General features: G+C 68.1%; 17 protein-coding genes. 14 read left to right on the top strand and 3 right to left on the bottom strand.

Translation table 11 applies throughout. The features are described from left to right. Positions 1–111 precede the first annotated feature (111 nt). Positions 112–1,818, bottom strand: a complete 1,707-nt coding sequence (locus WMF36_RS17700) for a glycoside hydrolase family 5 protein (RefSeq protein ID WP_437580784.1) — start codon at positions 1,816–1,818, stop codon at positions 112–114. 763 nt (positions 1,819–2,581) lie between these two features. Further along, positions 2,582–2,818 carry a hypothetical protein gene (locus WMF36_RS17695; protein WP_437580783.1) on the bottom strand — a complete coding sequence of 79 codons (237 nt, stop codon included), beginning with the start codon at positions 2,816–2,818 and terminating at the stop codon, positions 2,582–2,584. Positions 2,819–3,209: 391 nt separating this feature from the next. On the opposite strand from WMF36_RS17695, the gene WMF36_RS17690 reads away from it, so the two are divergent. From WMF36_RS17690 to WMF36_RS17675, 4 genes are all read left to right on the top strand, one after another. After that, on the top strand, positions 3,210–4,688 hold the full coding sequence (locus WMF36_RS17690; protein WP_437580782.1) for a DUF1592 domain-containing protein: 1,479 nt from the start codon (positions 3,210–3,212) through the stop codon (positions 4,686–4,688). 2 nt (positions 4,689–4,690) lie between these two features. Beyond that, complete coding sequence (locus WMF36_RS17685; protein ID WP_437580781.1) at positions 4,691–6,121, top strand: DUF1552 domain-containing protein; 1,431 nt, start codon at positions 4,691–4,693, stop codon at positions 6,119–6,121. 91 nt (positions 6,122–6,212) lie between these two features. Beyond that, positions 6,213–7,625 carry a M64 family metallopeptidase gene (locus WMF36_RS17680; RefSeq protein WP_437580780.1) on the top strand — a complete coding sequence of 471 codons (1,413 nt, stop codon included), beginning with the start codon at positions 6,213–6,215 and terminating at the stop codon, positions 7,623–7,625. Beyond that, positions 7,604–8,188, top strand: a complete 585-nt coding sequence (locus tag WMF36_RS17675; RefSeq protein ID WP_437580779.1) for a hypothetical protein — start codon at positions 7,604–7,606, stop codon at positions 8,186–8,188. The genes WMF36_RS17680 and WMF36_RS17675 overlap by 22 nt, the downstream gene beginning before the upstream one ends. Before the next feature lie 34 nt (positions 8,189–8,222). Here the strand turns inward: WMF36_RS17675 and WMF36_RS17670 are convergent, their stop codons facing one another. Further along, complete coding sequence (locus WMF36_RS17670) at positions 8,223–9,281, bottom strand: LacI family DNA-binding transcriptional regulator (RefSeq protein ID WP_437580778.1); 1,059 nt, start codon at positions 9,279–9,281, stop codon at positions 8,223–8,225. A 124-nt stretch (positions 9,282–9,405) separates the two neighbouring features. Between WMF36_RS17670 and WMF36_RS17665 the strand changes: the two genes are divergently transcribed. From WMF36_RS17665 to WMF36_RS17620, 10 genes are all read left to right on the top strand, one after another. Continuing rightward, positions 9,406–11,112 carry a ribulokinase gene (locus WMF36_RS17665; protein WP_437580777.1) on the top strand — a complete coding sequence of 569 codons (1,707 nt, stop codon included), beginning with the start codon at positions 9,406–9,408 and terminating at the stop codon, positions 11,110–11,112. An 11-nt stretch (positions 11,113–11,123) separates the two neighbouring features. Next, positions 11,124–12,629 (top strand): L-arabinose isomerase, encoded by a 1,506-nt coding sequence (gene araA / locus WMF36_RS17660; protein WP_437580776.1) that lies wholly within the window; start codon positions 11,124–11,126, stop codon positions 12,627–12,629. 10 nt (positions 12,630–12,639) lie between these two features. Further along, positions 12,640–13,338 (top strand): L-ribulose-5-phosphate 4-epimerase, encoded by a 699-nt coding sequence (locus WMF36_RS17655; protein ID WP_437580775.1) that lies wholly within the window; start codon positions 12,640–12,642, stop codon positions 13,336–13,338. Between the two features lie 113 nt (positions 13,339–13,451). Continuing rightward, positions 13,452–14,393, top strand: coding sequence for an ABC transporter substrate-binding protein (locus WMF36_RS17650; protein WP_437581930.1), 942 nt, complete (start codon positions 13,452–13,454; stop codon positions 14,391–14,393). Between the two features lie 149 nt (positions 14,394–14,542). Beyond that, positions 14,543–16,066, top strand: coding sequence for a sugar ABC transporter ATP-binding protein (locus WMF36_RS17645; protein ID WP_437580774.1), 1,524 nt, complete (start codon positions 14,543–14,545; stop codon positions 16,064–16,066). Positions 16,067–16,119: 53 nt separating this feature from the next. Continuing rightward, positions 16,120–17,121: an ABC transporter permease gene (locus WMF36_RS17640; protein ID WP_437581929.1), complete on the top strand. Its 1,002-nt coding sequence runs from the start codon at positions 16,120–16,122 to the stop codon at positions 17,119–17,121. Then, a complete protein-coding gene (yjfF, locus tag WMF36_RS17635) occupies positions 17,118–18,113 on the top strand; it encodes a galactofuranose ABC transporter, permease protein YjfF (RefSeq protein ID WP_437580773.1) in 996 nt (331 codons plus the stop codon). The genes WMF36_RS17640 and yjfF overlap by 4 nt, the downstream gene beginning before the upstream one ends. Before the next feature lie 454 nt (positions 18,114–18,567). After that, positions 18,568–19,500, top strand: a complete 933-nt coding sequence (locus WMF36_RS17630; RefSeq protein ID WP_437580772.1) for a non-reducing end alpha-L-arabinofuranosidase family hydrolase — start codon at positions 18,568–18,570, stop codon at positions 19,498–19,500. Positions 19,501–19,736: 236 nt separating this feature from the next. Continuing rightward, on the top strand, positions 19,737–21,137 hold the full coding sequence (locus WMF36_RS17625) for a glucuronyl esterase domain-containing protein (protein WP_437580771.1): 1,401 nt from the start codon (positions 19,737–19,739) through the stop codon (positions 21,135–21,137). A gap of 418 nt (positions 21,138–21,555) precedes the next feature. Next, complete coding sequence (locus tag WMF36_RS17620; RefSeq protein ID WP_437581928.1) at positions 21,556–24,765, top strand: glycosyl hydrolase 115 family protein; 3,210 nt, start codon at positions 21,556–21,558, stop codon at positions 24,763–24,765. Positions 24,766–24,986 lie beyond the last annotated feature (221 nt).

The raw sequence follows: 24,986 nt of genomic DNA, 5'->3' as shown, positions 1-24,986 counted from the left end.
AGATGCCGTGGCGTGAAGCGCCGGCCACCCCGTCGTCGCAGTCGCTGGCCACAAAGAAAAACCGCCCGCAGGTCCAGGCCTGCGGGCGGTCTTCATGATCCGCGACCCTGTCTACTTGAGGCGGGCCAGCATCGCGACCTTCTCCGCGTCGAGCCCCGTCCAGGTGCCCCAACCCGTCTTGTCGGCATCGGTGTACGCGTGCTCGTAGATGCCACCCGTATCACCCGACTCGGGGTTGATGGACCAGTAGGTGAAGTCCGTCATCCCCTTCTTGATCAGGTAGTCCACGTACATGTTCTGCCACTCCCAGTCGTAGCGCTTGCCGGCAGGCAAGTGCGCCCACTGCTCGGCCAGCACCGGGTCCATCTCGTTCTTCGGCCAGTCCTTCACGCCGCCGAACTCGCCGGTGATCACGCAGAACTTCTCGTCGTGCAGGAACCCGAAGTGCTCGTCCCACTGCTTTTCCAGGGTCGCGACAGCCTGTGCGTTGCTCCGCTCCACGATCAGCCCGCACCCGGCCGCGGCGGCCGCCTCGTCCTCGAGCCCTTCGCACCCGGCCTTCGACGGATCGACGTGCTGCTTCTGAACGAACACTGCAGGCCCGTAGGTGTGGGGCGAGAAGCAGAGCCGATTCTTGGGGATCTGGATCGGGTAGGCCGTCTGCCCGTAGAAGTTCTCACCCCAGTTCGGGTTGAGGTTCTCATCGCCGTGGGGCTCCGGCTCCAGCTCCAGGCCCGTTGTGCCCGGAATCTGGTGGCTGCCCGACACGCCCTGGACAATGGCGACCATGTCGTCATTCTCTTCTTTGATGACGTCGTAGCAGGCCTTGGCCATATCCGCCCACTCGCGCCAGCTGTACTTCCACGGCTCGTTGAAGCAATCGATGCCGATGATGTTCTTGATCCCGAGCTTCGCGGGCAGCTTCGCGATCGTACGGATGTCCGCGAGCCACTTGTCCATGTTGTAGGCGTCTTCGCCCGTGGCGCAGTTGTAGTCGTCCGCCTTGTAGTCGTAGTTCTCGCGGCTGCTGTCCACGTACGGCGGCTTATCGTCGAGCCTGCCCTTGCGCCACCCGATGTGGTTCGAGCAGGAGTGGATGCCCACGATGACGTTCAGGTTGTTCGCGGAGGCCTGCTTGAGGAAGTCCTCGAGCGCCTCGAGGGCGTTGGCGTACGGGTAGACCGTCTCGTCGTTGTTCCTGATCCGGGGCGTCTCGACGCTGTAGTCGCCGTCCGGGTGGCCGGCGATCAGGGTCTGCGGCGCGATGGGAAGCCGGATCGTGTTGAACTTGAGATTGGAGCTCGTGAGCTCCTGCATCGTCTTCTCGATGGTGCGCGGGGCGGAGCTATTCGCCCACCACATCGACCCGATGAAGAGCTCCATGGCGCCGGGACGCTCGAGATCGTCCTGCCCCTCGAGCCCGAACCAGTTGCCGCCGCGAACCTGGATCTCCGTGCCGTCGGCCGTCAGGCGGCCGTTATCGGGGTTGACCCGGAATTTACCGGCCGGCGAGTCATCGGTGGCCGGCGTGGGGTCCCCGTTCGGGTTGGTGGTGCCGCCGCCGGCGCCCGAGCCCGTCGGGGTACCAGCGCCGCTGCCGACGGGGCTGCCAGCGCCGCTACCGACGGGGCTGCCAGCGCCGCTGCCGACGGGGCTGCCAGCGCCGCTGCCGACGGGGCTGCCAGCGCCGCTGCCGGAGGGGGTGCCAGCGCCCGCGCCCGCGCCCGCGCCAGCGCCGCCGGATCCCGTATTGCCCCCGTTCGCGCTGTCCCCGCCGCAGCCGATGGCCAGCAGACCGGCGAGGGAGAAGGAACACAAGAAGATATGGCTTCCTCGGATTCTCATAACTTAGCTCTTTTCGTTAAGCACAAATTCAGCGCACGGAACACGGGTTCGAGCGTTCACGCCCCCCGTGGTTCGACCGCTAGCCAATCCAAGATCAACGCTTGATCGCGCTCGATAGTCGACCCTGCGCAGAATTCGCAGACAGGCAACACACGACCGGTTGCCAACCGGCCGTGTACACTACCCGCCATAAAACAAGGGGTCAAGATGGGACGTGCCCCTCAATGTCGGGATGGTTGGATAATTACTGATAGAGTGTCGCTTTCCCGCGAGGGTGGATCGCTACACGAGCTATCTCACCAACCGTCGCGTGCAGCAGGGTTGAACGATGCGGCCGCCATCACGACGAGCTTGACTTTCGGATCGCGGACGAATTTCTCGGCCTCCCAGCACGATGTCATGATGCCTTGTGTCAAGTCTTCACGACACGATGATGCTCCGTGTCAACCCCGGGAAACGGTGTGTCAATGCGACGATCGCGGCAGCGGCTCCTCCCGGTGGGAGGCACCGAGCTGGGCCGGTCGTCAGCCTTGTCGGTCGTCAGCGCCGGAGAAGAGCCGCGGACGGACCGATGGGAGTCGACCTCGAACATGTGAACGGTCACATTTGGCTTGAGGCTCGTCTTTCTTTCGGCTCCACCTTGCGGCGGGGCGTCATGCGCACCGGCACCTTCATCATCGGCTACAGCGCGATGAGAGACGGCGTGATGGCGGGCCTGACCCCGCTGCACGATGCGTCAGCCTGCCTCGAGCTCAAGAAGGCGAACGGCATCACGGCGGTTGCCCGCGAAGGTTGCCATGGTCGTCGGTCTGACCATGAACAACAATTGGTTCACCACCGGCACGGTGACCGAGGTCGCGAACGCCGCCGTCCCCGGTGACACCAGGTTCGGCCGCGCGGCGGCGCAGCGGCTCCGATCCGGGGCGGCCGCGCGGCGCGGTCCCAGCTCACTTGCCGCAGCCAGGATGGTCATGGGATTATCCACGCAGCACGGCGGACTCACCGGGAGGTATCGTGTGAATCGATCTTCGTTATTGGCCGCCGCTGAAGGCGGTGCTCGCGCCGCCTTGGAGCACGCCCGCGGCAAAGCTCCGAGGCGCATCGAGGACCGATGTCGCGCAGCCGAAGCCCTGAATTCTTCCACTCGCGATCCTGTTCCGAGCGTCGCGTGCGATCGCCCGGAGGTGGAAACATTCACTCGCAGCAAGCTCGCCTCTCGACTGCGGGGAATGGTCGCATGCGCTTCGCTCCTCGTTACAGGGTGCGTGGGCGAGCTCGGCGAGGGCGCGCTCCCCCCGGGCGGCGACCCGATTCCCTCAGGGAGCGGAGACGCCCTGTGCAACCCGCGGCTGGAGCGACGGGTCGTGCTGCTCGCCGACCTGCAGTTCTCGAACGCCATCCGGGATCTCCTGGGAGAGGAGGCCATCGAGCTGGACCAGGCGCCGGACGCGCGGACGAAGCCGTTTGCCAAGAAGGGCGTCGTGGCCGGGACCTCCCTTGTGCATACGCGGCTCGCGAGGGCCGCCTATGCGGCCGAGAGCCTCGCGGGGCGCTTCGAGCAGGTGACCGGCTGCGCCCCTGACGGAGACGATGCCTGCGCCAAGGCGTTCCTGACGCCGTTCGCGCAGCGGGCGTTCCGCCGGCCGCTGGACGCGACGGAGCTCGACAACCTGTGGTCCGTGGTTCGCCTCGGGAACGAGACGAGCTACGAACGCGGCGTCTCGCTCGCTGTCGAGGCGATCCTCGCGTCCCCCTCTTTCTCCTACCGCACCGAGCTCGGCGACGGCGCGGACGGCGACGTGGTGAAGCTCTCGGCGCACGAGACCGCGAGCGAGCTCTCGTTCTTCTTGACGGACAGCCTGCCGGACGCCGATCTCGCCGCCGCCGCCGACTCCGGCGCCCTGAACGACCCGGCGGAGCTGATGCGCCAGACCGAGCGCCTGCTCGAGAAGCCCGAGACGCGCCGCAGCCTGAGCACCACGCTGATCGCGGCGTGGGGGCTCAGCAACCTGTTCGGCACGGTGAAGGATCCAGGGCTCTTCCCCGAGTACACCCCCGCGCTCCAGGCAAGCATGTTCCACGAGACCGAGCTGCTCCTGGAGGAGCTCCTGTGGAACCGCGGAGCGGACGTGTCGGCCCTGCTCACCTCGAGGGAGACGTTCGTGAACGGTCCGCTCGCGCAGGTCTACGGCGTGGAGCACACGGGCGCGAACCCGGAAGAGTTCGTGAGGGTCGCGCTGCCGGCCGACGAGCGCGCCGGGATCCTCACGCAGCCCGGTCTGCTCGCGGCGCTGTCCCGGACCGACAACACGAGCGTCGTCGCGCGAGGGCTCTTCGTGCACGGCGCGCTGCTCTGCATGGGGAAGATCGCCGCGCCCCCGGAGTCGGTCGCGGACGCGATCCAGGAGTTGCTCGATGCCGACCTGACCGAGCGCGAGCGCGCCGACGCGCGCGCCGCGAACGGCACCTGCGCGGGGTGTCACAACCAGTTCGACGCGTTCGGCCTGCTGCTCGAGCAGTACGATCCGGTCGGCCGGTACCGCGACACCCTCGATGGGGAGCCGATCGACGCGCGCGTCGACCTGACCGGCAGGGGCGACATCGGGGGGATCTACGCGAGCGCCGTCGAGTTCGTCGACGCCGTCGCGGAGACCGATGGGTTCGCCACCTGCATCACGCGGCACCTCATGACCTACGGCACGGACGACGAGACGCTCACGCCCCGCGCCTGTCAGGTCGAGCGCGTGATCGCGGCGCTGCCGGAGGGCCAGCGGACACTACCCAACGTCGTGAGAGCCATCGTGACATCGCCGGCGCTGACCGAGCGCGCCAAGGGGAATTGACTGTGCGCTACAACCTATCCTATGCATGGTCTCGCCGCCGCTTCCTGCAAGGCATCGGCGCCGCCGCGGGCCTCGTCACGGTGCTCAAGGGCCTCGAGTCGGCCGCGGAGGGCGCGACGCCACCGAAGCGCCTGCTGATCGTGCAGCGCCCGGTGGGCACCGTGTATCAGAACTTCTGGCCGCAAGGAGACGGGACCGACTTCACGCTCTCCCGCATCCTCGACCCGTTCGCGGCCATGAAGGCTCGCATGGTCGTGATGCGCGACCTGAAGCTGCCCTTCGATGGGTCCGTCGGCGGCGGCCACGAGCGCGGAACGGTGCTGATGGCCACGGGGCAGCGGACCAAGCAGCTGTATCCGGGCAACGGCGGCGACGATCCGATGGCCGAGGGGGCGAGCATCGACCAGCTGCTCGTGAAGCAGTCGCTCGAGCTCCAGGGCCCCCCCATCGCATCGCTCCAGGTCTCTTGCGACAACCGCGCCGACACGCCCGAGGTGTCGACCCGCCACATGTCCTATTCGGGCCCGCGCGCGCCGATGAAGCCCTACTACCAGCCGCTCGAGGCGTACCGCCGGGTGTTCGGCACGCTGATGCCGGGCGGCCCGACGGACGACAACCTGGATGCCCTGGCGCGGGCGCGCCTGGAGAAGAAGAGCGTGCTCGACTTCGCGATGAAGGACCTGAAGCGCCTTCAGAGCCTCGCGCCGAGCTCGCAGCGAGAGGCGCTGGAGGGGCACGCCGCCGCCATCCGCGAGGTGGAGAAGGAGTTTGACGCGGACCCGAGGGATCCCGCGTCCTGCGGCGTCCCGCAGGAGCCAGAGACCGTCGACGTGAGCGGGCACATCGATCCCTACGAGAGCTCGCACGTCGTCTCGGAGCGCGACGACGTGAAGCACGCGCGCATCGGCGCCCTGCATTTCGCCGTGATCAAGGCCGCTTTCCGCTGCGACCTGACGCGCGTGGTCACGTTCCAGTGGGCCCCTGGCACGAACCACGTGAGCTTCGGCGAGCTGTGGCCCCCCGACTCCGCCATCTTCAAGGTGCACCACACAACGAGCCACGATCCCGATACGCGCGACACGCTCGAGTTCCTCACGCGGGTAGAAGAGTTCTACGCCGGCCACGTCGCCGGCTTTCTGCAGGAGCTCGCGGAGACGGAGGACGTCGCCGGCGGGAGGCTGCTCGACAGCACGCTGGTCCCGTACATCACGGAGGTCGGCACGCGAACGCACAACTGGGACAACATGCCGTGGTTGCTGTTCGGCGGCGAGGGAACAAAGCTGCGCGGCGGGCAGGTGTGGACCAACAGCAATCGCGGCCTCCGCTCCACCAACGACGTGTGGATGGCGTGCGCGGCCGCCTTCGGTGCCCCGGATCTCGTGATGGGGGACAGCGACCAGCGGACCACGGCGATCGAGGGGCTGTTCGGGTGAGCGGAGGCCGCAGGGCTCACACGCGCCTGCGGCGCAGGCTCCCGGTTCCCGTTTGGCGTTGCGACCGGCGAGAAATCGTGAGGCGAGAGCGATGAAATCGAGCTGCATGCTGCGCGTCGTGAGTCTTGTGGCGCTCTGCGCTTGCGGCGAGGCACCCGGCAGCGACACGGCGACGACGGACAGCGGCGGTACGTCGGAGGGCGGCTCAGCCGGCGGCGGAGCAGCAGGCAGCGGCAGTCCCGGCTCGGGCGGCTCGGGCGGCTCGGGCGGCGCGGCCCAGGGCAGCTCTGCCGGCACGGGCGCCGGGGGAGCCTTCGTTCCCGGCGGCGATGGAGGAGGCGGCTCCGCTTACGTCCTCGATTGCGGCACGAACGGCGTGGCCATCGAGAGCGCGGGCCCACCGGAAAACCGCGTCAACTACGTCATCCTGGGCGACGGCTACGACGCCACGACCGTGAACACCACGTACATCGAGCACGTCGAGGCGGCGATGGACCTGCGCTTCAGCAGCCCGATCGGCGAGCCGTACGGCAGATATCGCAAGTTCGTCAACATCTGCGCCATCAAGCTGGTCAGCCCCTCGAACGGCATCCCAGGAGCGCTCGGTTGCTCGGGCGACGATGAGAGCCGCCTCGCAGACTGCGATACCCGTGCGGCGGATGACGCGCTCAAGGCGAACCTCCCCGAGGATCTCGAGGTCGACTGGCACGCCATCGTGTTGAACAACAGTCGCTGGTGGAACACGGGCGCATCGTGGATGCTCTGGTCCGGCGGGCACTCGGACGCCGCCGGAGCGGCCCTGCATGAAGGTGGCCACGGCTTCCATCAGCTGGCCGACGAGTATTGCGCCAAGGCGACGGGCTCGAGCTGCGGCGCGAACACGTGCAGCGGCAGCGGCACCGAGTACGTCGAGGTGAACTCGACGAGCGATTGCACGACGACGGCGGGCAAATGGGACAAGTGGCTGGGTCATGACGCCGCCGACGCCACGGGCATCCAGGGCACCTTCGTCGGCAGCCGCTACGTCGACAGCGGACAGTACCGCCCTTCTTCGAACTCGATGATGAACAGCCTGTTTGGAGACAACAAGGACACGAGCTTCAACCCGGTCTCGCGCGAGAAGATCATCATGGACATCTGGATGCGCGTCACGCCGATCGACTCGACCGATCCACCCGCTGGCAACGTCACGGATCCGGCCACGCTCGCGGTCAACGTGATCGATCCCGAGGTCATCAGCGTCGATTGGACGCTCGACGGCGACGTGATCGCGACCGACGGCGGCCCCGTCTACAACGTCGCCGCGGCAGGCCTCGCCCCGGGCACTCACACCATCGTCGCCAGGGCCTACGACAATGCCGGTGAAGAGTGGGTGCGCTACCGCAGCGGGGAGTGCCTCGACCCGCCGCCCTCGACGAACCCCCGTCACATCGATCCCTGCTGGGGTCGCGACAGCTGGCCCCGCTCGCAAGAGACGGTGACGTGGACGGTGACGATCCCGTGAGGTCGACGCGCGGGCGCTGGTTCGTGGCCGCGCTGATAGTCCTCGGCGCGGCGCTCTACGTCGTCCATCGCTCGCGAGAGCCCGATGGACGACGGCTGCCTTCATCTCGGCAGGAAACGTCGCGGGAGGAGGCGCCGCGCGAGGGAGCGTCGCGCCGCGCGTCGGCCGGACCGCCCGCGGTGCTCGGCAGCACCGCGCTCGCCGCGGCGGTCCTCGACCTGCCCGTCATCGGGCCGAGCCCCGACGACCGACACGACGGCCCCGCTCACCCTCACCCGATCACGCCGCGTCACCTCGAGATCCAGCATGAGAACGGCCTGATCGCGCTGCTGAACGACGCGATGAGCGCGCGGAACGGCGCGCGCATGCGTGAGCTCGTGCACGAGGTTCGTCGCACGCACCCCAGGGACTCGGACCCGCTCCAGGACGGCTACGAGATCATCGCGGGCTGCCTCGAGGCGCCCGGCGAGGCGTCGAGAGCGGCGGCGGCGGGCTACTACGCCGAGCACCGCGCCTCGACCGTGAGGCGCTTCGTCCGCACGCTCTGCCTCGAAGCGCGTTGAAACGTGAACGCTCGTAGGTCCCTGCCCCGCGGGCTCACGGGTGCCTGAGGACCGCGGTGCTCTTGCGCAGGACGAGCTCGGTCTCGACCACGACGCGCGACGAGGAGCGCTGGCCGCTCTCGATCTGGTCGAGCAGGAGGTGGAGGCACCGGCGTCCCACCTCGGAGAAGTCCTGGCGGACGGTGGTGAGCGGGGGCGTGAAGTAGGCCGCCTCCGGGATGTCGTCGAAGCCGACGATGCTGATGTCCTGCGGCGTCTCGCGCCCGCTCTCGTGGAGGAAGCGCAGCAGGCCGAGCGCCATCTGGTCGTTCGCCACGAACACGGCGGTGACGCCCGGCGTGCGTACGAGCTGCGGGGCGAGCGCGTAGCCGGAGCGCGCGCTCCAGTCGCCGCGCAGCAGAGGCGGGATCTCGGCGCCGGCCGCCATCAGCGCCGAGCGCCAGCCGTCGATGCGCTGGTCGGCCTCGAGCCAGTCGGGCGGGCCGGCGATTTGCCACACCGTCCTGTGCCCCAGGTCGAGGAGATGCCGCGTCGCGGCCACCGCGCCCCCGAGCTGGTCGACGGCGACCACCGGGAACGAATCGTCCGGCCCGCCCTCGACGGCGACCACCGGGACGTCGGACGTGAGATGGCGGAGCGCGTCCACCGCCGACCGCTGCGGGGCGATGACGACGATGCCGTCGGCCCCCTGATCGCACAGCCGCTGCACGGCCTCCACCACCGGCGCGCGGCTGAGCGACTTCAAGCTCGCGATGCTGATGCCGTAGCCGGCGTCGTGCGCCGCCTCCTCGATCCCGAGCAGCGTCGACGCCGGACCGTAGAGCGCCGTGTCGAAGCTGACCACGCCCAGCGTCCGCGACCGCCCGGTGACGAGCGCCTGCGCCACCGAGCTGGGCCGGTAGTCGAGCTGGCGGATCGCGTCGAGCACCCGCTCCCGCGTGTCGCGATGCACGTGCGGGCTGTCGTGCAGGACCCGCGACACCGTCTGATAGGAGACGCCGGCGAGCTTGGCCACATCCACCATGACCGCGGCCCGGCGCCCGCCCTTCTTGACGCGGCGCTCCGGAAGCGAACTGTCAGCCTTGTCCGTCATCGGGGCGGGAGAATAGCCGCTGGCGGACGGATTGGAATTGACATCCGTCGTGTGAACGTTCACATTGTGTTTCGAGCCATCCTTTTTTGGCTTTGGCTTCGGCTTCACCTTGCAGCGGGTCGTCATGCGCATCGGGACCTTCGTCATCGGGATCGATTTCGGCACCGACTCCGTTCGCGCGGTCGTCGCGGACGCGAGCGACGGCGGGGTCGCGGGGGCTGCGGTCGCGCCGTACCCGCGCTGGGCGCAAGGGCTCTACTGCGACCCGCACGCGCACCGGTTCCGCCAGCATCCGCTCGACTACCTCCATGCCATGGAGGCGTCCGTTCGCTCGGCCCTGAGGCAGGCGGGCAGCGACGTCGCCGCGCGCGTGCGCGGGATCGCGGTCGATACGACCGGATCCACGCCGGTCCTGGCCGACGCGAAGGGCCGGCCCCTCGCGCTCTGCCCCGGCTTCGAGGAGGACCCGGACGCGATGTTCCTCCTCTGGAAGGACCACACCGCCGTGGCCGAGGCGGCGCGGATCAACGAGGTCGCCCGGACCTGGGGCGGCGTGGATTACACGAAATTCGCGGGCGGCGTGTACTCCGCCGAGTGGTTCTGGGCCAAGGTGCTCCACGTCATCGAGGCCAATCCGGCGGTCGCGCGCGCGGCGGTCACCGTCCTCGAGCACTGCGACTGGATCCCCGCCGTCCTGACCGGCACAGACGACCTCGGGCGGATCAAGCGGAGCCGCTGCGCCGCCGGCCACAAGGCGATGTGGCACGCGGCGTTCGACGGCTATCCGTCGAACGAGTTCCTGGCGAGGCTGAATCCGCGCCTGCCCGCGCTCAGGGCCACGCTCGGCGCGCAGACCTGGACCGCGGACGCGCCCTTCGGGACGATCTCGCCCGGGTGGGCCGCAATGCTCGGTATCCCGGGCGACGTCATCGTCGCCGTCGGCGCGTTCGACGCGCACATGGGCGCGGTCGGCGGCGACATCCAGCCGCACCACCTGCTCAAGGTCATGGGCACGAGCACGTGCGATATGCTCGTCGTCCCGAAGACGGGCGCGCCGGAGGTCCTCGTCGCCGGGATCTGCGGCCAGGTCGACGGCTCGATCCTCCCCGGCGCGATCGGCTACGAAGCGGGGCAGTCCGCCTTCGGTGACGTCTTTGCCTGGTTCAAGCGGCTCCTCAGCTGGCCGCTGCTCGCCATCCCCCCTGCCCTCCCCGGCGCCGGGGGCTCGCCCGGGGAGGCGCTGGCCGAGGCGGCGCCGCGCGCGGCGATCGCCGAAGAGGTCATCGACCGGATCATCCCCGAGCTGGAGAGGGCGGCCGCGGAGATCCCGCCGGATCAGAGCTCGGTGATGGCGCTCGACTGGCTGAACGGGCGGAGGACCCCGGACGCGGACCAGCGGCTCAAGGGCGCCCTCGTCCGCCTCGACCTCGCCACCGACGCTCCGCGCATCTACCGCGCGCTCGCCGAGGGGATCGCGTTCGGTTCGCGCTCCATCGTCGAGCGCTTCCGGTCCGAGGGGCTCCGCATCGACGGCGTCATCGGTGTCGGCGGGGTCGCGCGGAAGAGCCCGTTCACCATGCAGGTGCTGGCGGACGTGCTCGACATGACCGTCGAGGTCCGCGCCGGCGAGCAGCCGGTGGCCCTGGGCGCGGCGATGTTCGCCGCCACGGCCGCCGGCCTGCACGCTTCGGTCGAGGACGCACAGCGCGCGATGTCGCCCGGGACCGAGGCCCGGTATCGGCCGGATCCTGAGCGCGCCAGGCACTATGATGCGCTCTACCGGGACTATGTCGCGCTCGGGTCGTTTGTGGAGAGGAAGCTGACGCAATGAGCAGGGTCGCGATGAAAGAACTTCGGGAAAACTTCGAGGTGTGGTTCTTGACCGGCAGTCAGGACCTCTACGGCGAGGAGACGCTGAAGCAGGTCGCCGAGCACGCGCGGGAGATCGCCGCGCATCTCGACGCCTCCGGCAAGCTCCCGGTCAAGGTCGTCTGGAAGCCGACGCTCAAGAGCCCCGAGGCGATCCTCGCCGTCTGCCGCGAGGCCAACGCGACGCCGCGGTGCGCCGGCGTGATCACGTGGATGCACACGTTCTCGCCCGCGAAGATGTGGATCGCGGGGCTCCTGCGCCTGGAGAAGCCGCTCGCGCACCTGCACACGCAGTACAACCGCGAGCTCCCCTGGGACAGCATCGACATGGATTTCATGAACCTGAACCAGTCGGCCCACGGGGACCGCGAGTTCGGGTACATCGGCGCTCGCCTGCGCATCGACCGGAAGGTCGTCGTCGGCCACTGGATGGACGACGACGTCCTCGCCAAGCTCGACGTCTGGGCGCGCGCCGCCTGCGCCATCCTGGACGCGCGGCGGCTCAAGATCGCCCGCTTCGGCGGCATGAACATGAGAGAGGTGGCCGTCACCGGCGGCGATCGCGTCGAGGCGCAGGTCAAGCTCGGTTGGTCGGTGAACGGCTACGGCATAGGCGATCTCGTGGGGCGGATCGCCGACGTCGACGAGCGCGAGGTCGATCGCCTCGTGGCGGAGTACGACGAGGCGTACTCCGTCGTCCCCGCCCTGAGGAAGGGCGGAGATCGCCGCGGCGAGCTGCGGTACGCGGCGAGGCAGGAGGCGGCGATGCGCTCCTTCCTCGAGGAGGGCGGCTTCGGCGGGTTCACCACGACCTTCGAGGACCTGCACGGGCTCAAGCAGCTCCCCGGCCTCGCGGTGCAGCGCCTCATGGCCGAGGGCTACGGCTTCGGGGCGGAGGGCGACTGGAAGTCCTGCGGCCTGGTCCGCGCCCTGAAGGTCATGTCGGCCGGCCTGCGCGGGGGCGTCTCCTTCATGGAGGACTACACCTATCACCTCGTCCAGGGGAAGGAGCGCGTCCTCGGCGCCCACATGCTCGAGATCTGCCCCTCGATCGCCGCGGGGAAGCCGTCGCTGGAGATCCACCCGCTCTCCATCGGCAGCAAGGCGGACCCTTGCCGGCTCGTCTTCGACGCCGGAACCGGGCCCGCCGTGAACGTTGCCATGATCGACATGCGCGGCCGCATGCGGATCGTCGCCAACGATCTCGAGGCGGTGGCGCCCGACAGGGCGATGCCGAAGCTGCCGGTGGCGCGCGCGGTGTGGATCCCCAGGCCGGATTTCAAGCTCGCGTGCGAGGCGTGGATCCTGGCCGGGGGCGCCCATCACTGCGCGCACAGCCGCGCCCTGACGATGGCGCACGTGGAGGACTTCGCCGCCATCGCCGGCGTGGAGGTGGTTTGCATCGGCGAAGGGACCGAGATCCGCGCGCTCAAGAACGAGCTCCGCTGGAACGACCTCGCCTACCGGATGTCGCACTGAGGGCCGGGATGTGAGCACGACCTATCGAGAGCTGCGCGAGCGCGCCTGGGAGGCGAACCTGGAGATCCCGCGCCGGGGGCTCGCCATCTACACCTTCGGCAACGTCTCGGCGTTCGATCGCGACCGGGGCGTCCTGGCCATCAAGCCGAGCGGCGTCGCGTACGATCGGCTATCGGTCGACGACATGGTGGTGGTCGACCTGGAGGGGAACGTGGTGGAGGGCAAGCTCCGCCCTTCCTCGGATACCCGGACGCACATCCTGTTGTACAAGAGCTTCCGCGGGGTGGGCGGCGTCGTGCACACGCACTCGACCTACGCGACAAGCTGGGCGCAGACGGGCACGCCGATCCCGATCTACGGGACGACGCACGCGGATCACCTGGCCGAGGACGTGCCGTGCACCGAGATGATGCGCGCGGACGCCGTGCAGGGCGACTACGAGACGGAGACCGGGAAGCAGATCGTCGAGTGCTTCACGGCGCGTAGCCCGGCCCACACACCGATGGTGCTCGTGGCGGGCCACGGCCCCTTCGCGTGGGGAGAGGACGCCGACAAGGCCGTGTACAATGCGGTGGTGCTCGAGGAGATCGCGAGGATGGCGTTCATCACCCGCACGATCCACCCGGGCGCCGCGCGCCTGCCCGACGCGCTCGTACGCAAGCACTTCGACCGGAAACACGGGAAGGGCGCGTACTACGGCCAGAAGTGACGCCGGACGTCGCGGGACGACGGCGAGGACGACCAAGATGCCCCGCGGGACGGGGCGATGGACACGATGAAAGGAGCTGCGCCTTGAAGAGGAGCAATTTTGTCGCCGCGACGATGGTGGCGCTGGCCGGGCTGGCGCTGATCCTGGCCGGGCTGGGCTGTCAAAAGGAAAAGAAGCAGATCACGCTCGGGTTCTCCCAGATCGGCGCGGAGAGCGAGTGGCGGACCGCGAACACAAAATCGATCGAGGAGGCCGCCAAGACGGCCGGGTTCGACCTCAAGCTCTCCGACGCGCAGCAGAAGCAGGAGAACCAGATCAAGGCCATCCGGTCGTTCATCGCCCAGAAGGTCGACGTCATCGCCTTCTCGCCCGTGGTCGAGACCGGCTGGGAGCCCGTCCTGCGCGAGGCCAAGGCGGCCAAGATCCCGGTCATCCTGACCGATCGCGCCGTGGACGTGAAGGACGACAGCCTCTGGGTCACCTTCATCGGCTCGGACTTCGTCGAGGAAGGCCGCCGCGCGGCCAAGTGGCTGGTCGAGAAGACGAAGGATCAGAAGGACCCCGTCAACATCGTCGAGCTGCAGGGCACCGTCGGGTCGGCCCCCGCGATCGACCGCAAGAAGGGGTTCGAGGAGATCATCAAGGACAGGCCCGAGCTCAAGATCATCCGCTCGCAGACGGGCGACTTCACCCGCGCCAAGGGCAAGGAGGTCATGGAGGCGTTCCTCAAGGCGGAGGGCAAGAACATCCACGTCCTCTACGCCCACAACGACGACATGGCGATCGGCGCGATCCAGGCGATCGAGGAGGCCGGCCTCCGCCCGGGCAAGGACATCCTCGTCATCTCCATCGACGCGGTGAAGGGCGCGTTCGAGGCGATGATGGCCGGCAAGCTCAACGTGACCGTCGAGTGCAGCCCCCTGCTCGGGCCGCAGCTCATGAGCGCGGTCAACGACGTCGTGGCAGGCAAGACGCTGCCCAAGCGCATCGTGACCGAGGAGGGCGTCTTCCCGATGGAGACCGCCGCCCAGGAGCTCCCGAAGCGCAAGTACTGAGCGCCGGGCACGCGCTCATCTGCCCATCGAGATTTCACAGGAAGATCGGGGGACCGGGGGGGAGCTTCTTCCCTCCTTGGCCTCAGTTCGGTTGACAGCGCTGTCCGGGCGCGCGCGGCGGCGATCTCCGCGCCGGGAGGATGGGGGCCATGGGGAGCGACGTCGTGCCCGTGCTCGAGATGAAGCGGATCTCCAAGAGGTTCCCGGGCGTGCAGGCGCTCCTGTCCGTCGACTTCCGCCTGCTGCCGGGGGAAGTGCACACGCTCATGGGGCAGAACGGCGCCGGCAAGTCGACCCTCGTCAAGGTCATCACCGGCGTCCACCCCCCGGACGGCGGGCAGATCCTCCTCGATGGCCGGGAGATCAGGCCGTCAAGCCCGCAGGGCGCACAGCGGGCGGGCATCAGCGCCGTGTTCCAGGAGGTGAATCTGTGCACCAACCTGTCGGTCGCCGAGAACATCTACCTCGGGCGTGAAGGCGAGAGCCCCTTCGCCATCCGGTGGGGGGAGATGCGCCGGAAGGCCGCCGCCCTGCTGTCGGACCTCAACGTCCACATCGACGTCGCCGCGCCGCTCTCGACCTTCTCCCTGGCCGTCCAGCAGATCGTCGCGATCGCGCGCGCGCTCAGCGCCAGGGCCAAGATCCTCATCCTCGACGAGCCGACATCGAGCCTGGCCGAGGACGAGGTCAAGACGCTGTTCTCGGTCATCCGGCGCCTCACGGGGCAAGGGATGGCGGTCCTGTTCATCACGCACTTCCTCGACCAGGTGTTCGAGATCTCCGACCGGATCACGGTGCTGAGGAACGGCCAGCTGGTCGGCGAGTACCTGGCCGCGGAGCTCTCGCGCATGAAGCTCGTCACGCAGATGGTCGGGCGCGACGTCGCGGACGAGGGCCCGACCCGGGCCGAGCGCGCCCGGACGGCGATGCCGGCGGGCGGGGAGGCGCCCTTCCTGCGGGCACGCGGACTCGGCAAGAAAGGCTCGGTCAGGGACATCGACCTCGAGGTGTGGCCGGGGGAAGAGCTCGGCATCGCCGGTCTCCTGGGCGCCGGAAAGTCCGAGACGGTGCGGCTCCTGTTCGGGATCGACAGGGCGGACCAGGGCACCATCGAGATCGACGGCGCAGAGGCGCGCATCGGCTCGCCGCTCGACGCGATCGCGCGCGGGCTCGGCTTCTGCCCCGAGGACCGGAAGCTCGAGGGCATCCTCGGCGACCTCTCGCTGCGCGAGAACATCGTCGTGGCCCTCCAGGCCAAGCGCGGCATCTTCCGCAACCTGTCCCGCGCACGACAGGACGAGATCGCCCGCACGTACATCCAGCGGCTCGGCATCGTGGCGGCCGACGCGGAGGTGCCCATCTCCAAGCTGAGCGGCGGCAACCAGCAGAAGGCGCTCCTGGCCCGCTGGCTGGCGACCGACCCGCGCATGCTCATCCTCGACGAGCCGACCCGCGGCATCGACGTGGCGGCCAAGGGCGAGATCATGGGCCAGGTCATGGATCTCTGCGACCGGGGCATGGCGGTGGTGTTCGTCTCGTCCGAGATGGCCGAGGCGCTGCGCTACTCGGACCGGGTCGTCGTCCTGCGCGACAGGCGCAAGGTGGCCGACCTGGCCACCGGCGAGACCGACGAGCAGGCGGTGTACCAGATCATCGCGGGAGGTCCGGCGTGAGCGCGGCGGCCGCCTCCCTGCGCCGGCTCACCCGGAGGAGCGCCTTCTGGCCGATGGCGATGCTCGGCCTGCTGCTCCTCTTCAACCTCGTCACCAACCCGCAGCTCTTCGCGATCACGGTCAAGGATGGCCACCTGTACGGCAGCGTCATCGACATCCTGAACCGCGCGGCGCCGCTCATGATCATCGCCATGGGTCTCACCCTGGTGATCGCCACCCACGGCATCGACATCTCGGTGGGCGCGGTCGTCGCCATCTCGGGCGCGGTCGCGGCGGCGCTGATCGGCGGCGAGCTGGCCCTGCGCGGCGGGACCGGCATGGAGGACGTGACGCAGTTCCCGCTGCCGATCGTCATCGGCGGCGCGCTCGGCGTGGCGCTGGTCTTCGGCATGTGGAACGGAGCGCTTGTGTCGCTGCTCGGCCTGCAGCCGATCATCGCGACCCTGATCCTGCTCGTCATGGGCCGGGGCGTCGCCCAGCTCATCACGAACGGCCAGATCCTCACGATCTATTACAGTCCTTACCATGTCATCGGGAACGGCTTCCTGCTGGGCATCCCTGTCTCGCTGTTCATCGTGGCGGGCGTGGGCGCCGCCCTCTGGCTGCTGACCCGCAAGACCGCGCTCGGCATGTTCGTCGAGGCGATCGGCGTGAACCCGGTCGCCTCGCGGCTGGCCGGGATCCGCGCGCGCTCGATCACCTTCGCCTGCTATGCGATGTGCGGGCTGTGCGCCGGCATCGCCGGGCTCATCGTGAGCTCGAACGTCAAGAGCGCCGACGGCAACAACGCGGGGCTGCTCTTCGAGCTGGACGCCATCCTGGCCGTGGTCCTGGGCGGGACGTCGCTCTCCGGGGGCAGGTTCACGCTGGCGGGGAGCGTCATCGGCGCGCTCATCCTCCAGACGCTCACCACCACGATCTACTCCGTCGGCGTGCCGCCCGAGGTCAACCTGGTGGTGAAGGCCCTCGTCGTCTTCCTGGTCAGCATCCTGCAATCGCAGAAGGTCAGGGATCTCATCGGAAAGCAGCGCGCAGGGAGAGTGGCCGTTCCATGAGCAACACCGCAGCCGCGGCCAGGCCGTCCGTCCGGATCCCCACGAGGCACCTGCCGCTCGTCGTCACCATCGGCCTCTTCGCGCTCCTGTTCGGGGCCGGGTCGTGCCTGTTCGAGGGGTTCTTCTCGCTGCAGGTGTTCCTCAACTTCTTCATCGACAACGCGTTCCTGGCGATCGCCGCCATCGGGATGACCTTCGTCATCCTCTCCGGCGGGATCGATCTCTCGGTCGGCTCGGTCATCGCGCTGACCACGATGGTCTCGGCGTCGCTCGTCGAGCACCACGGCCTCAGCCCGGCCGTGGTCATCCCGCTCGTCCTGGCCATGGGCGCGGGCATCGGCCTCGTGATGGGGTTGATCATCCAGTACTTCGAGGTCCAGGCCTTCATCGTCACCCTGGCGGGCATGTTCCTGGCTCGCGGGCTCTGTTACCTCATCAGCATCGAATCCATCACCATCACCCACGGCTTCTACGTCGACGTCTCGTCGCGCCGCATCCCTTTCCTGTTCGACACGTCGATCACCTGGAACGTGGTCATCGCGCTTGTGTTGTTCGCCGCGGCCGTCTACCTCGCGCACTACACGCGCTTCGGCCGCACGGTCTACGCGATCGGCGGGAGCGAGCAGTCCGCCCTGCTCATGGGCCTCCCGGTGCCGAGGACCAAGGTGCTCATCTACACCTTGAGCGGGTTCTGCTCGGCGCTGGCGGGCGTCGCCTTCACCTTTTACATGGTGTCCGGCTACGCGCTGCACGCCGGCGGCATGGAGCTGGATGCCATCGCCGCCGTCGTCATCGGCGGCACGCTGCTGACCGGCGGCTTCGGCACGGTCGTCGGGACCCTGTTCGGCGTGCTCATCCACGGCACCATCCAGACCCTCATCATGTTCGAGGGCACGCTCAGCTCCTGGTGGACCAAGATCGTCATCGGTCTGCTCCTCCTCGTCTCCTGCCTGCTCCAGCGGCTCTTCGAGCGGCGCGCCCGGCCGGCATGACTCGATCGGGATGAAGAGAGCGCCGTTCGAGCACGTGTTGCGCCAACAGGCCTTTGTGCTTGTGCGATGATCGTTCTGGAGTCCCGCGGGAATTCATAGTTTCACGACAAGTAGCTTGGAGGTCACCATGCGTTCATGGGCAGCAGGATTTGTCACCTTCGTTGGATTGATCATGGTGGGTTGCGCCTCGTCCGACACAGAGCCCACCCCGGAGGCGTCGAGCACCTCGTCCGGGGCGACCGCGGGGAGCTCCGTGGGGCAGGGTGGCTCTGGAGCTGGAACCGGAACCGGAACCGGAACCGGAACCGGTAGCGGGGGCGGCTCCACGAGCGGAAGCGGCTCCGCGAGCGGGGGCGGGACGCAAAACGAGGGCGGTTCTCCGAATGCCGGCGGTGGCGGCGCCGGCGGCGCCGGCGGCGCGGCGGGCGGCGATGCCTCGTCCACGGGCGGCAGCATGAGCCCTGGCTGCGGCGTGCCCACGAGCTTCAAATGGGAGTCGTCTCCCGCGCTGATCACCCCGCCGAGCGGCTCTGTGTCCATCAAGGACCCGACCGTCCTGTTCCATGACGGCAAGTGGCACGTGTATGCGACGCACTATTCCAACAGCTACAACATGACGTATCTGAGCTTCACCGACTGGGATAAGGCCGGGGCGGCGCCGAAGACGCTCCTGAGCACGAACCCCAACCTGACCGGGTACAAGTGCGCCCCGCAGCTCTTCTACTTCTCGCCGCAGGACCTGTGGTACCTCGTCTATCAGAGCCAGCCGCCCACCTACTCGACCACCAGGGATCCGAGCGACGTCAGATCCTGGTCAGCGCCTCGAAAATTCATCGAGAACGAGCCCGCGATCGTCACCCAGAACAAGGGTTCAGGGACGTGGATCGACTTCTGGGTGATCTGCGACGACGCAAATTGCCACCTGTTCTTCTCCGATGACAACGGGCACCTCTATCGAAGCCAGACCAGCAAGGCCAGCTTCCCGGCTGGCTTCGGCACGCCGGTCATCGTCATGAGCGACGAGAGGTTCGACCTGTTCGAGGCAGCCAACGTCTACAAGATCAAGGGCACGGACAAGTATCTTCTGATCCACGAGAGCATCGGCGACGGTCGGTATTTCCGCTCCTGGACCGCGGACAAGCTCGACGGTGCCTGGACGCCGCTGGCGGACACGCAGGCAAACCCCTTCGCGGGGAAGAGCAACGTCACGGGCGCCGGCTGGTCGAACGACGGGATCAGCCACGGTGAGATGCTCCGCGATAACCCCGACGAGACCATGACGATCGACACCTGCAACATGCGGTATCTCTTTCAGGGCCGGACCAGGGCCGGGGCCGAGTACAATTTGCACGAGTACAGCCTCGGAGTGCTCACGGATGCGAGGTGATGTGAAGCCATGACGACTCGAACCGCTCGGACGAGCTCTGCGCTGACATCCGTGGGCCTGCCGTCTCGAGCGTGAAGGGCCGTGAGGTTGACAAATTCGCGCGCGCCACCGGAAGTCCCCTCGGCCGAGGATCTCGCCGCCTGGAGAGTTTTGTCTTCCCGTGAGATCAGCCTCGCCGCTCGCGGGAATTCATCGGGTCAAACGTCCCGGCTCTTTCCCGGAGAGATGATTGAACCATGACCCTCCCCGCGCTCGTCGTTTGTCTGCTCCTCGTCCCCCTCGCCGCGTGTTCGAGCTCGGCCTCCGGGGGGCCGGACGACACCGACGGCGCTGGCGCCTCCGGGCAGGGAGGGGGCTGGAGCGGAGCCAGCGCCTCGTCTGCTGGCTCCACGGCGAGCGGTGTTTCCACGACCGCCGGTAGCGGCCCTTCGAGCAACAGTGGCTCGGGCGGAGGCGCCGGTGCGACGGGCAGCGGCGGCGGCTCCGCGGGAACCGGCGGTTCGCCCGGGGAGGGCTGCTCGACGAGCATCGAGATCCCGACCCTGGCCGAGCTGAAGTCGAATCCAAAAATGCCGGATCCGTTCACCTTCCTGGACGGCTCGAAGGTGACCTCGAAAGCCGACTGGGCTTGCCGCAGGAAGGAGATCAGCCTGCTCGCCCAGGAGTTCATCTATGGCAAGAACCCTGGGAAACCGGAGTCCGTCGAGGCCACCTACAGCGGTGGAAAACTGGATATCACCGTCACGAACGGCGGGAAAACGATCGAGTTCTCGGTGACCATCCGAGCGGCCAGCGGTGGAGGCGGCGGGCCCACGCCGGCGATCTTCAGCATCGGCGCGTCGGCGCCCGCCGGGGTGGCGACCATCGACTATGGGAGCGTCGGTGAGAGGCTCGCAAAGTCGACCGGGAGCCAGGGACGCCGCGCGCCTTCGGGGTTGTTCTACGATCTCTACCCCGATTACAAGTCGACCGGCTCGCTCATGGCATGGGCCTGGGGAGCCAGCCGCGTCATCGATGCGCTGGAAATGACGACGGGGCACAACATCGATACGACGAAGCTCTCGGCGCTCGGCTGCTCTCGGAACGGCAAGGAAGCCGGCGTCATCGGCCTGTTCGACGAGCGGATCGCCCTCGTCGCCGCGCAGTCGCCCGGCTCCGGGTTGGCGAGCGGCTGGCGCCCCGCAGAGGCGGAGAAGAGCGCCGGGGCGAACGTCCAGACCGCCTCCCAGATCTACGGTGAAGAGAACTGGATGGGAGACGCCTTCGAGGCGTTCGGGAACACCAACGTCACCAGGTTGCCCATCGACCAGCACGAGGTGCTCGCGCTGGCCTGGCCGAGGCCCCTCATCATCATGGAGGGCACGAACGACGGGTGGAACTGCCCGAAGTGCGTCTACACGACGATGAAGTACACCCAGCTGATCTACGAGGCGCTCGGCTCGAAGGACCACCTGGGCTTCCCCCACCCGAACCATGGTCACTGCGCGCAGGCGGGGACCTTCGCGACGGAGTACTTCAGCGAATTCGTCAACCGGTTCCTCAAAGGAGAATCCGTGAGCACGGAGGACCTGTTCACGGAGAGCTTCACATTCGACGCCGGCAAGTGGCAGTATGGGGACATTCCCACTCTGGACTAGGCTCACCCGCGCGCTCGACGAGCCCGCGCGCCTCATCGCGTGACCGCGCCAGCCTGTGGGCATAGGCGTTTGCGCTACCTCGCCCTGCCTGCTCCGGCGGCGCCTCGAGCGGCGCGCCCGGCCGGTTTGACGGCCATGAGCCGCGGGGGAGCTGCGTGCTTGTATCTCTTTGGGTCTCTTTGTGTCTCTTTGTGTCTCTGGTTGCGCAAGCGCACCTCGCGCGTGCGCCGGGGGCGTCCATTCGAGTGAACAGCCGGGAAGGCCGCACATGACCACCATGGAAGAAGATTGCAGAGCCGACGAGTTGACGCAATCCAGCCTGGAGACGGCCCGCGCGCGGCGCGCCGGTCGTCCGTGTGCCGGCCCAGGCAGGCGAGCGCTCGGCGCGCTGTGGACCACCTGGAGGCCGATGGTGCGGATGGGGATCCTCTGCGGGGTGCTGCCCCTCTCCTTGTCGGTGCTGGGGGGCGGTTGTTCGGGATCGGACGGCGCATCGCCGAAGCCCGGCGATCCGGACACGCCGACGGGAGGAGGTGCAGGCGCGCCGACGGGAGGAGGTGGCGCAGGCTCGCCGACGGGAGGAGGTGGCGCAGGCTCGCCGACAGGAGGAGGCGCGGGCGAACCGACGGGAGATCCGGACCCGCCGCACCCCGAGGATCCGGAGAAGTACGTCGCGTTCGAGCCCGGGCCCGAGCGCTTCCCCATGGTCGCCGCCGGCAAGGCCGCGCCGCTCGTCGTGAGCTCGAGCGACTACGCGGGCGTTGTCCGGGTCGTGAGCGACCTCAAGACCGACATCGGCCGGGTCACCCAGGTCGAGCCCGAGATCTCGCTCGACGAGATCCCGGCGGCGGACGACGTGGTGATCATCGGGACCCTGGGCAAGAGCCCGCTCGTGGACCAGCTGGTGAGCGAGAACAAGCTCGACGTCACCGACATCGCAGGCCGGTGGGAGACGTCCCTCCTGCAGGTGGTGGACAATCCGGCGCCGGGCGTTCGCCGCGCGTTCGTGATCGCCGGCAGCGACCAGCGCGGGACGATCTTCGGCGCGTACGACGTCTCGAGGAACATCGGCGTGTCGCCCTGGCACTACTGGGACGACGTCCCGGCGCACAAGCACGGCGAGCTGTACATCCTGCCCGGGCGCTACTCGCAGGGGGAGCCGAAGGTGAAATACCGCGGCTTCTTCATCAACGACGAGAACCCGGCGCTGGGCACCTGGGCGCGCAACACCTTCGGCCCCGCGCCCAACTCGAGCCGCCCGGACGGCTTCAACCACGAGCTCTACGCCCACGTGTACGAGGTCATGCTCCGCCTCAAGGCCAATTATCTGTGGCCGGCCGTGTGGGGCAGGTCGCTCTTCGACGACGACCCCGAGAGCCAGGCGCTGGCCGCCGAGTACGGCATCGTGATGGGGACCTCGCACGAGGCGCCGATGATGCGGGCGCAGGACGAGTGGGATCGCTTCGGGCAATCCGGAGGTCGGTACGGCGGCAACGGGCAGTGGAACTTCGACAGGAACACGGAGGCGCTGAAGAAGTACTGGACCGACAGCATCACGCGGATGAAGGACTACGAGAGCGTGGTGACCGTCGGGATGCGCGGCAACGGCGACCTGCCCATCGACAACGGCGGCAACATCGATCTGATGCAGCGGATCGTGGCGGCGCAGCGGGAGATCCTGGGCGAGGTCACGGGCAAGGACGTCACCACCATCCCGCAGGTCTGGACGCTCTACAAGGAGGTCCAGGCCTTCTGGGACGACGGCATGCGGGCGCCGGACGACGTGATCATCAACTGGTGCGACGACAACTGGGGCAACATGCGCGAGCTGCCCGATCTGTCGGCGCCGGAGCGGTCGGGCGGCTACGGGCTCTACTACCACTTCGACTACGTGGGCGGCGGCCGGAACTACAAGTGGGTCGACACGACCCTCCTCCCCAGCGTCTGGGAGCAGCTCCACCTGTCCTATCGATACGGCGTCGATCGGCTGTGGGTGGTGAACGTGGGCGACATGAAGAACGAGGAGCACCCGCTCGAGTTCTTCCTGGACTACGCGTGGAACCCCGATCGGTGGCCGATCGAGCGCATCCCGGTATGGGAGCGGCAGTGGGCGGCGCAGCAGTTCGGGCCGGAGCACGCGCCCGAGATCGCCGAGGTCCTGACCATGTACTCCAGGCTCCAGTCGCGCCGGAAGCCGGAGCTGCTCAACCGGGTCATCACCCTGAACGCGAACGCCAACATCGCCACGAACCCCGACAGCGCCGTGGTCTACGCCGACGGCAGCCCCTTCAGCCTGATCCATTACGGGGAGGCGGAGCGGGTCGTCGCGGAGTGGCAGGCGCTCGCGGCCGAGGCGGAGCGGCTCAACGAGGCGCTGCCGGCAGAGTACCGGGACGCCTACTACCAGCTGGTGCTCTACCAGGTGAAGGCGAGCGCCAACCTGTACGAGCTCCGCCTGGCCGGGTTCAAGAACATCCTCTACGCCGCCCAGAAGCGCGCCGCCACGAAGGACATGGCCACGACCGCCGAGGCCCGGCTCGCCGACGACAAGGCGATGTCGAGCTATTACAACAACACGCTGGCCGGCGGGAAGTGGAAGGGCTTCCAGACGCAGCCCAAGATCGGCTACGGCGGGAACTATCCGAACTCGGGCTGGCAACAGCCCGAGAGGAACAACGTCGCCATCGAGGACTTCATCTGGCCGGAGCTCCGGCAGATCAGCCTGCCGAGCGGGGCCGAAATGGGCGTGGCCATCGACGGGTCCGACAGGGTCTGGCCCGCACAGGGCACGGCCGCGGTGCTGCCCGAGCTCACCCCGTTCCAGACCCAGCCGGCCCAGTACATCGAGGTCTTCAACCGCGGTCAGGCGCCGTTCGATTACAAGATCGAGCCGTCCGTGCCCTGGGTGAAGGTCTGGCCGAACAACGGCGCGATCGAGAAGGAAGTGCGCGCCACGGTGACCGTCGACTGGGAGGCTGCGCCCAAGGGGACCACGGAGGTGCCGATCACGGTGACGGGGCCGAACGGCAGCTCGGTGGTCGTCCAGGCCATCGTCAAGAACCCGGACGTGAACCGCGACGCGCTCGAGGGGTTCGTGGAGAGCAACGGGTACGTCTCGATCGAGGCCGAGCACTTCACGCGTGCCGTGAGCGCGGCCCCGCTCTCGTGGCAGCTCATCCCGGACATCGGCCGGACGGCAGGGGGCATGACGCCCTTCCCGGTCACCGCGGCCAGGCAGACGCCCGGCGGAGAGAGCCCGCACCTCGAGTACAAGATCAACACCTTCACGTCCGGGAAGGTGACGGTCTGGGCATACCTGTCGCCGAGGAACAACGTGCTGCACTCCGATGGGCTGAAGTACGCCGTGTCCATCGACGACGGGCAGCCGCAGGTCGTCAACGTCACCACCGCGCTCAACGGCATCCCGATGAACAAGTCGTGGGAGAGGAACACGTCGGACAACGTGAATCTCACGTCGACCACGCACACCATCGCTCAGCCTGGCGAGCACGTGCTGAAGTTCTGGATGGTCGACCCGACCGTGGTGGTGCAGAAGCTCGTGGTGGACACGGGTGGGCTCAAGCCGAGCTACCTCGGGCCGCCGGAGAGCTACCGCGCGAAGCCGTAGCGAGGCGCGAGCGCGGAGCGGCACGGGATCCCCGTGCCGAGCTCCGGCTCGCTTGCCCTGGAACGAACCACCGGACACCGCGAGTTGCTCGGTGTCGCTGCTGGCTTCCGGGAGCATCTCTTTTGCCACACTGAGACACTCCGCGACGTCCGCGCGCGCGATGGAGCGTCGAGCGGCGTCAGGCGCACGACGGGAACATCGCGCCCCGTGCCTGGCACATA

This window comes from Sorangium sp. So ce887 (assembly GCF_051521455.1).
Taxonomy (GTDB): Bacteria; Myxococcota_A; Polyangia; order Polyangiales; family Polyangiaceae; genus Sorangium.
This window is presented reverse-complemented; position numbering and strand designations above follow the sequence as displayed.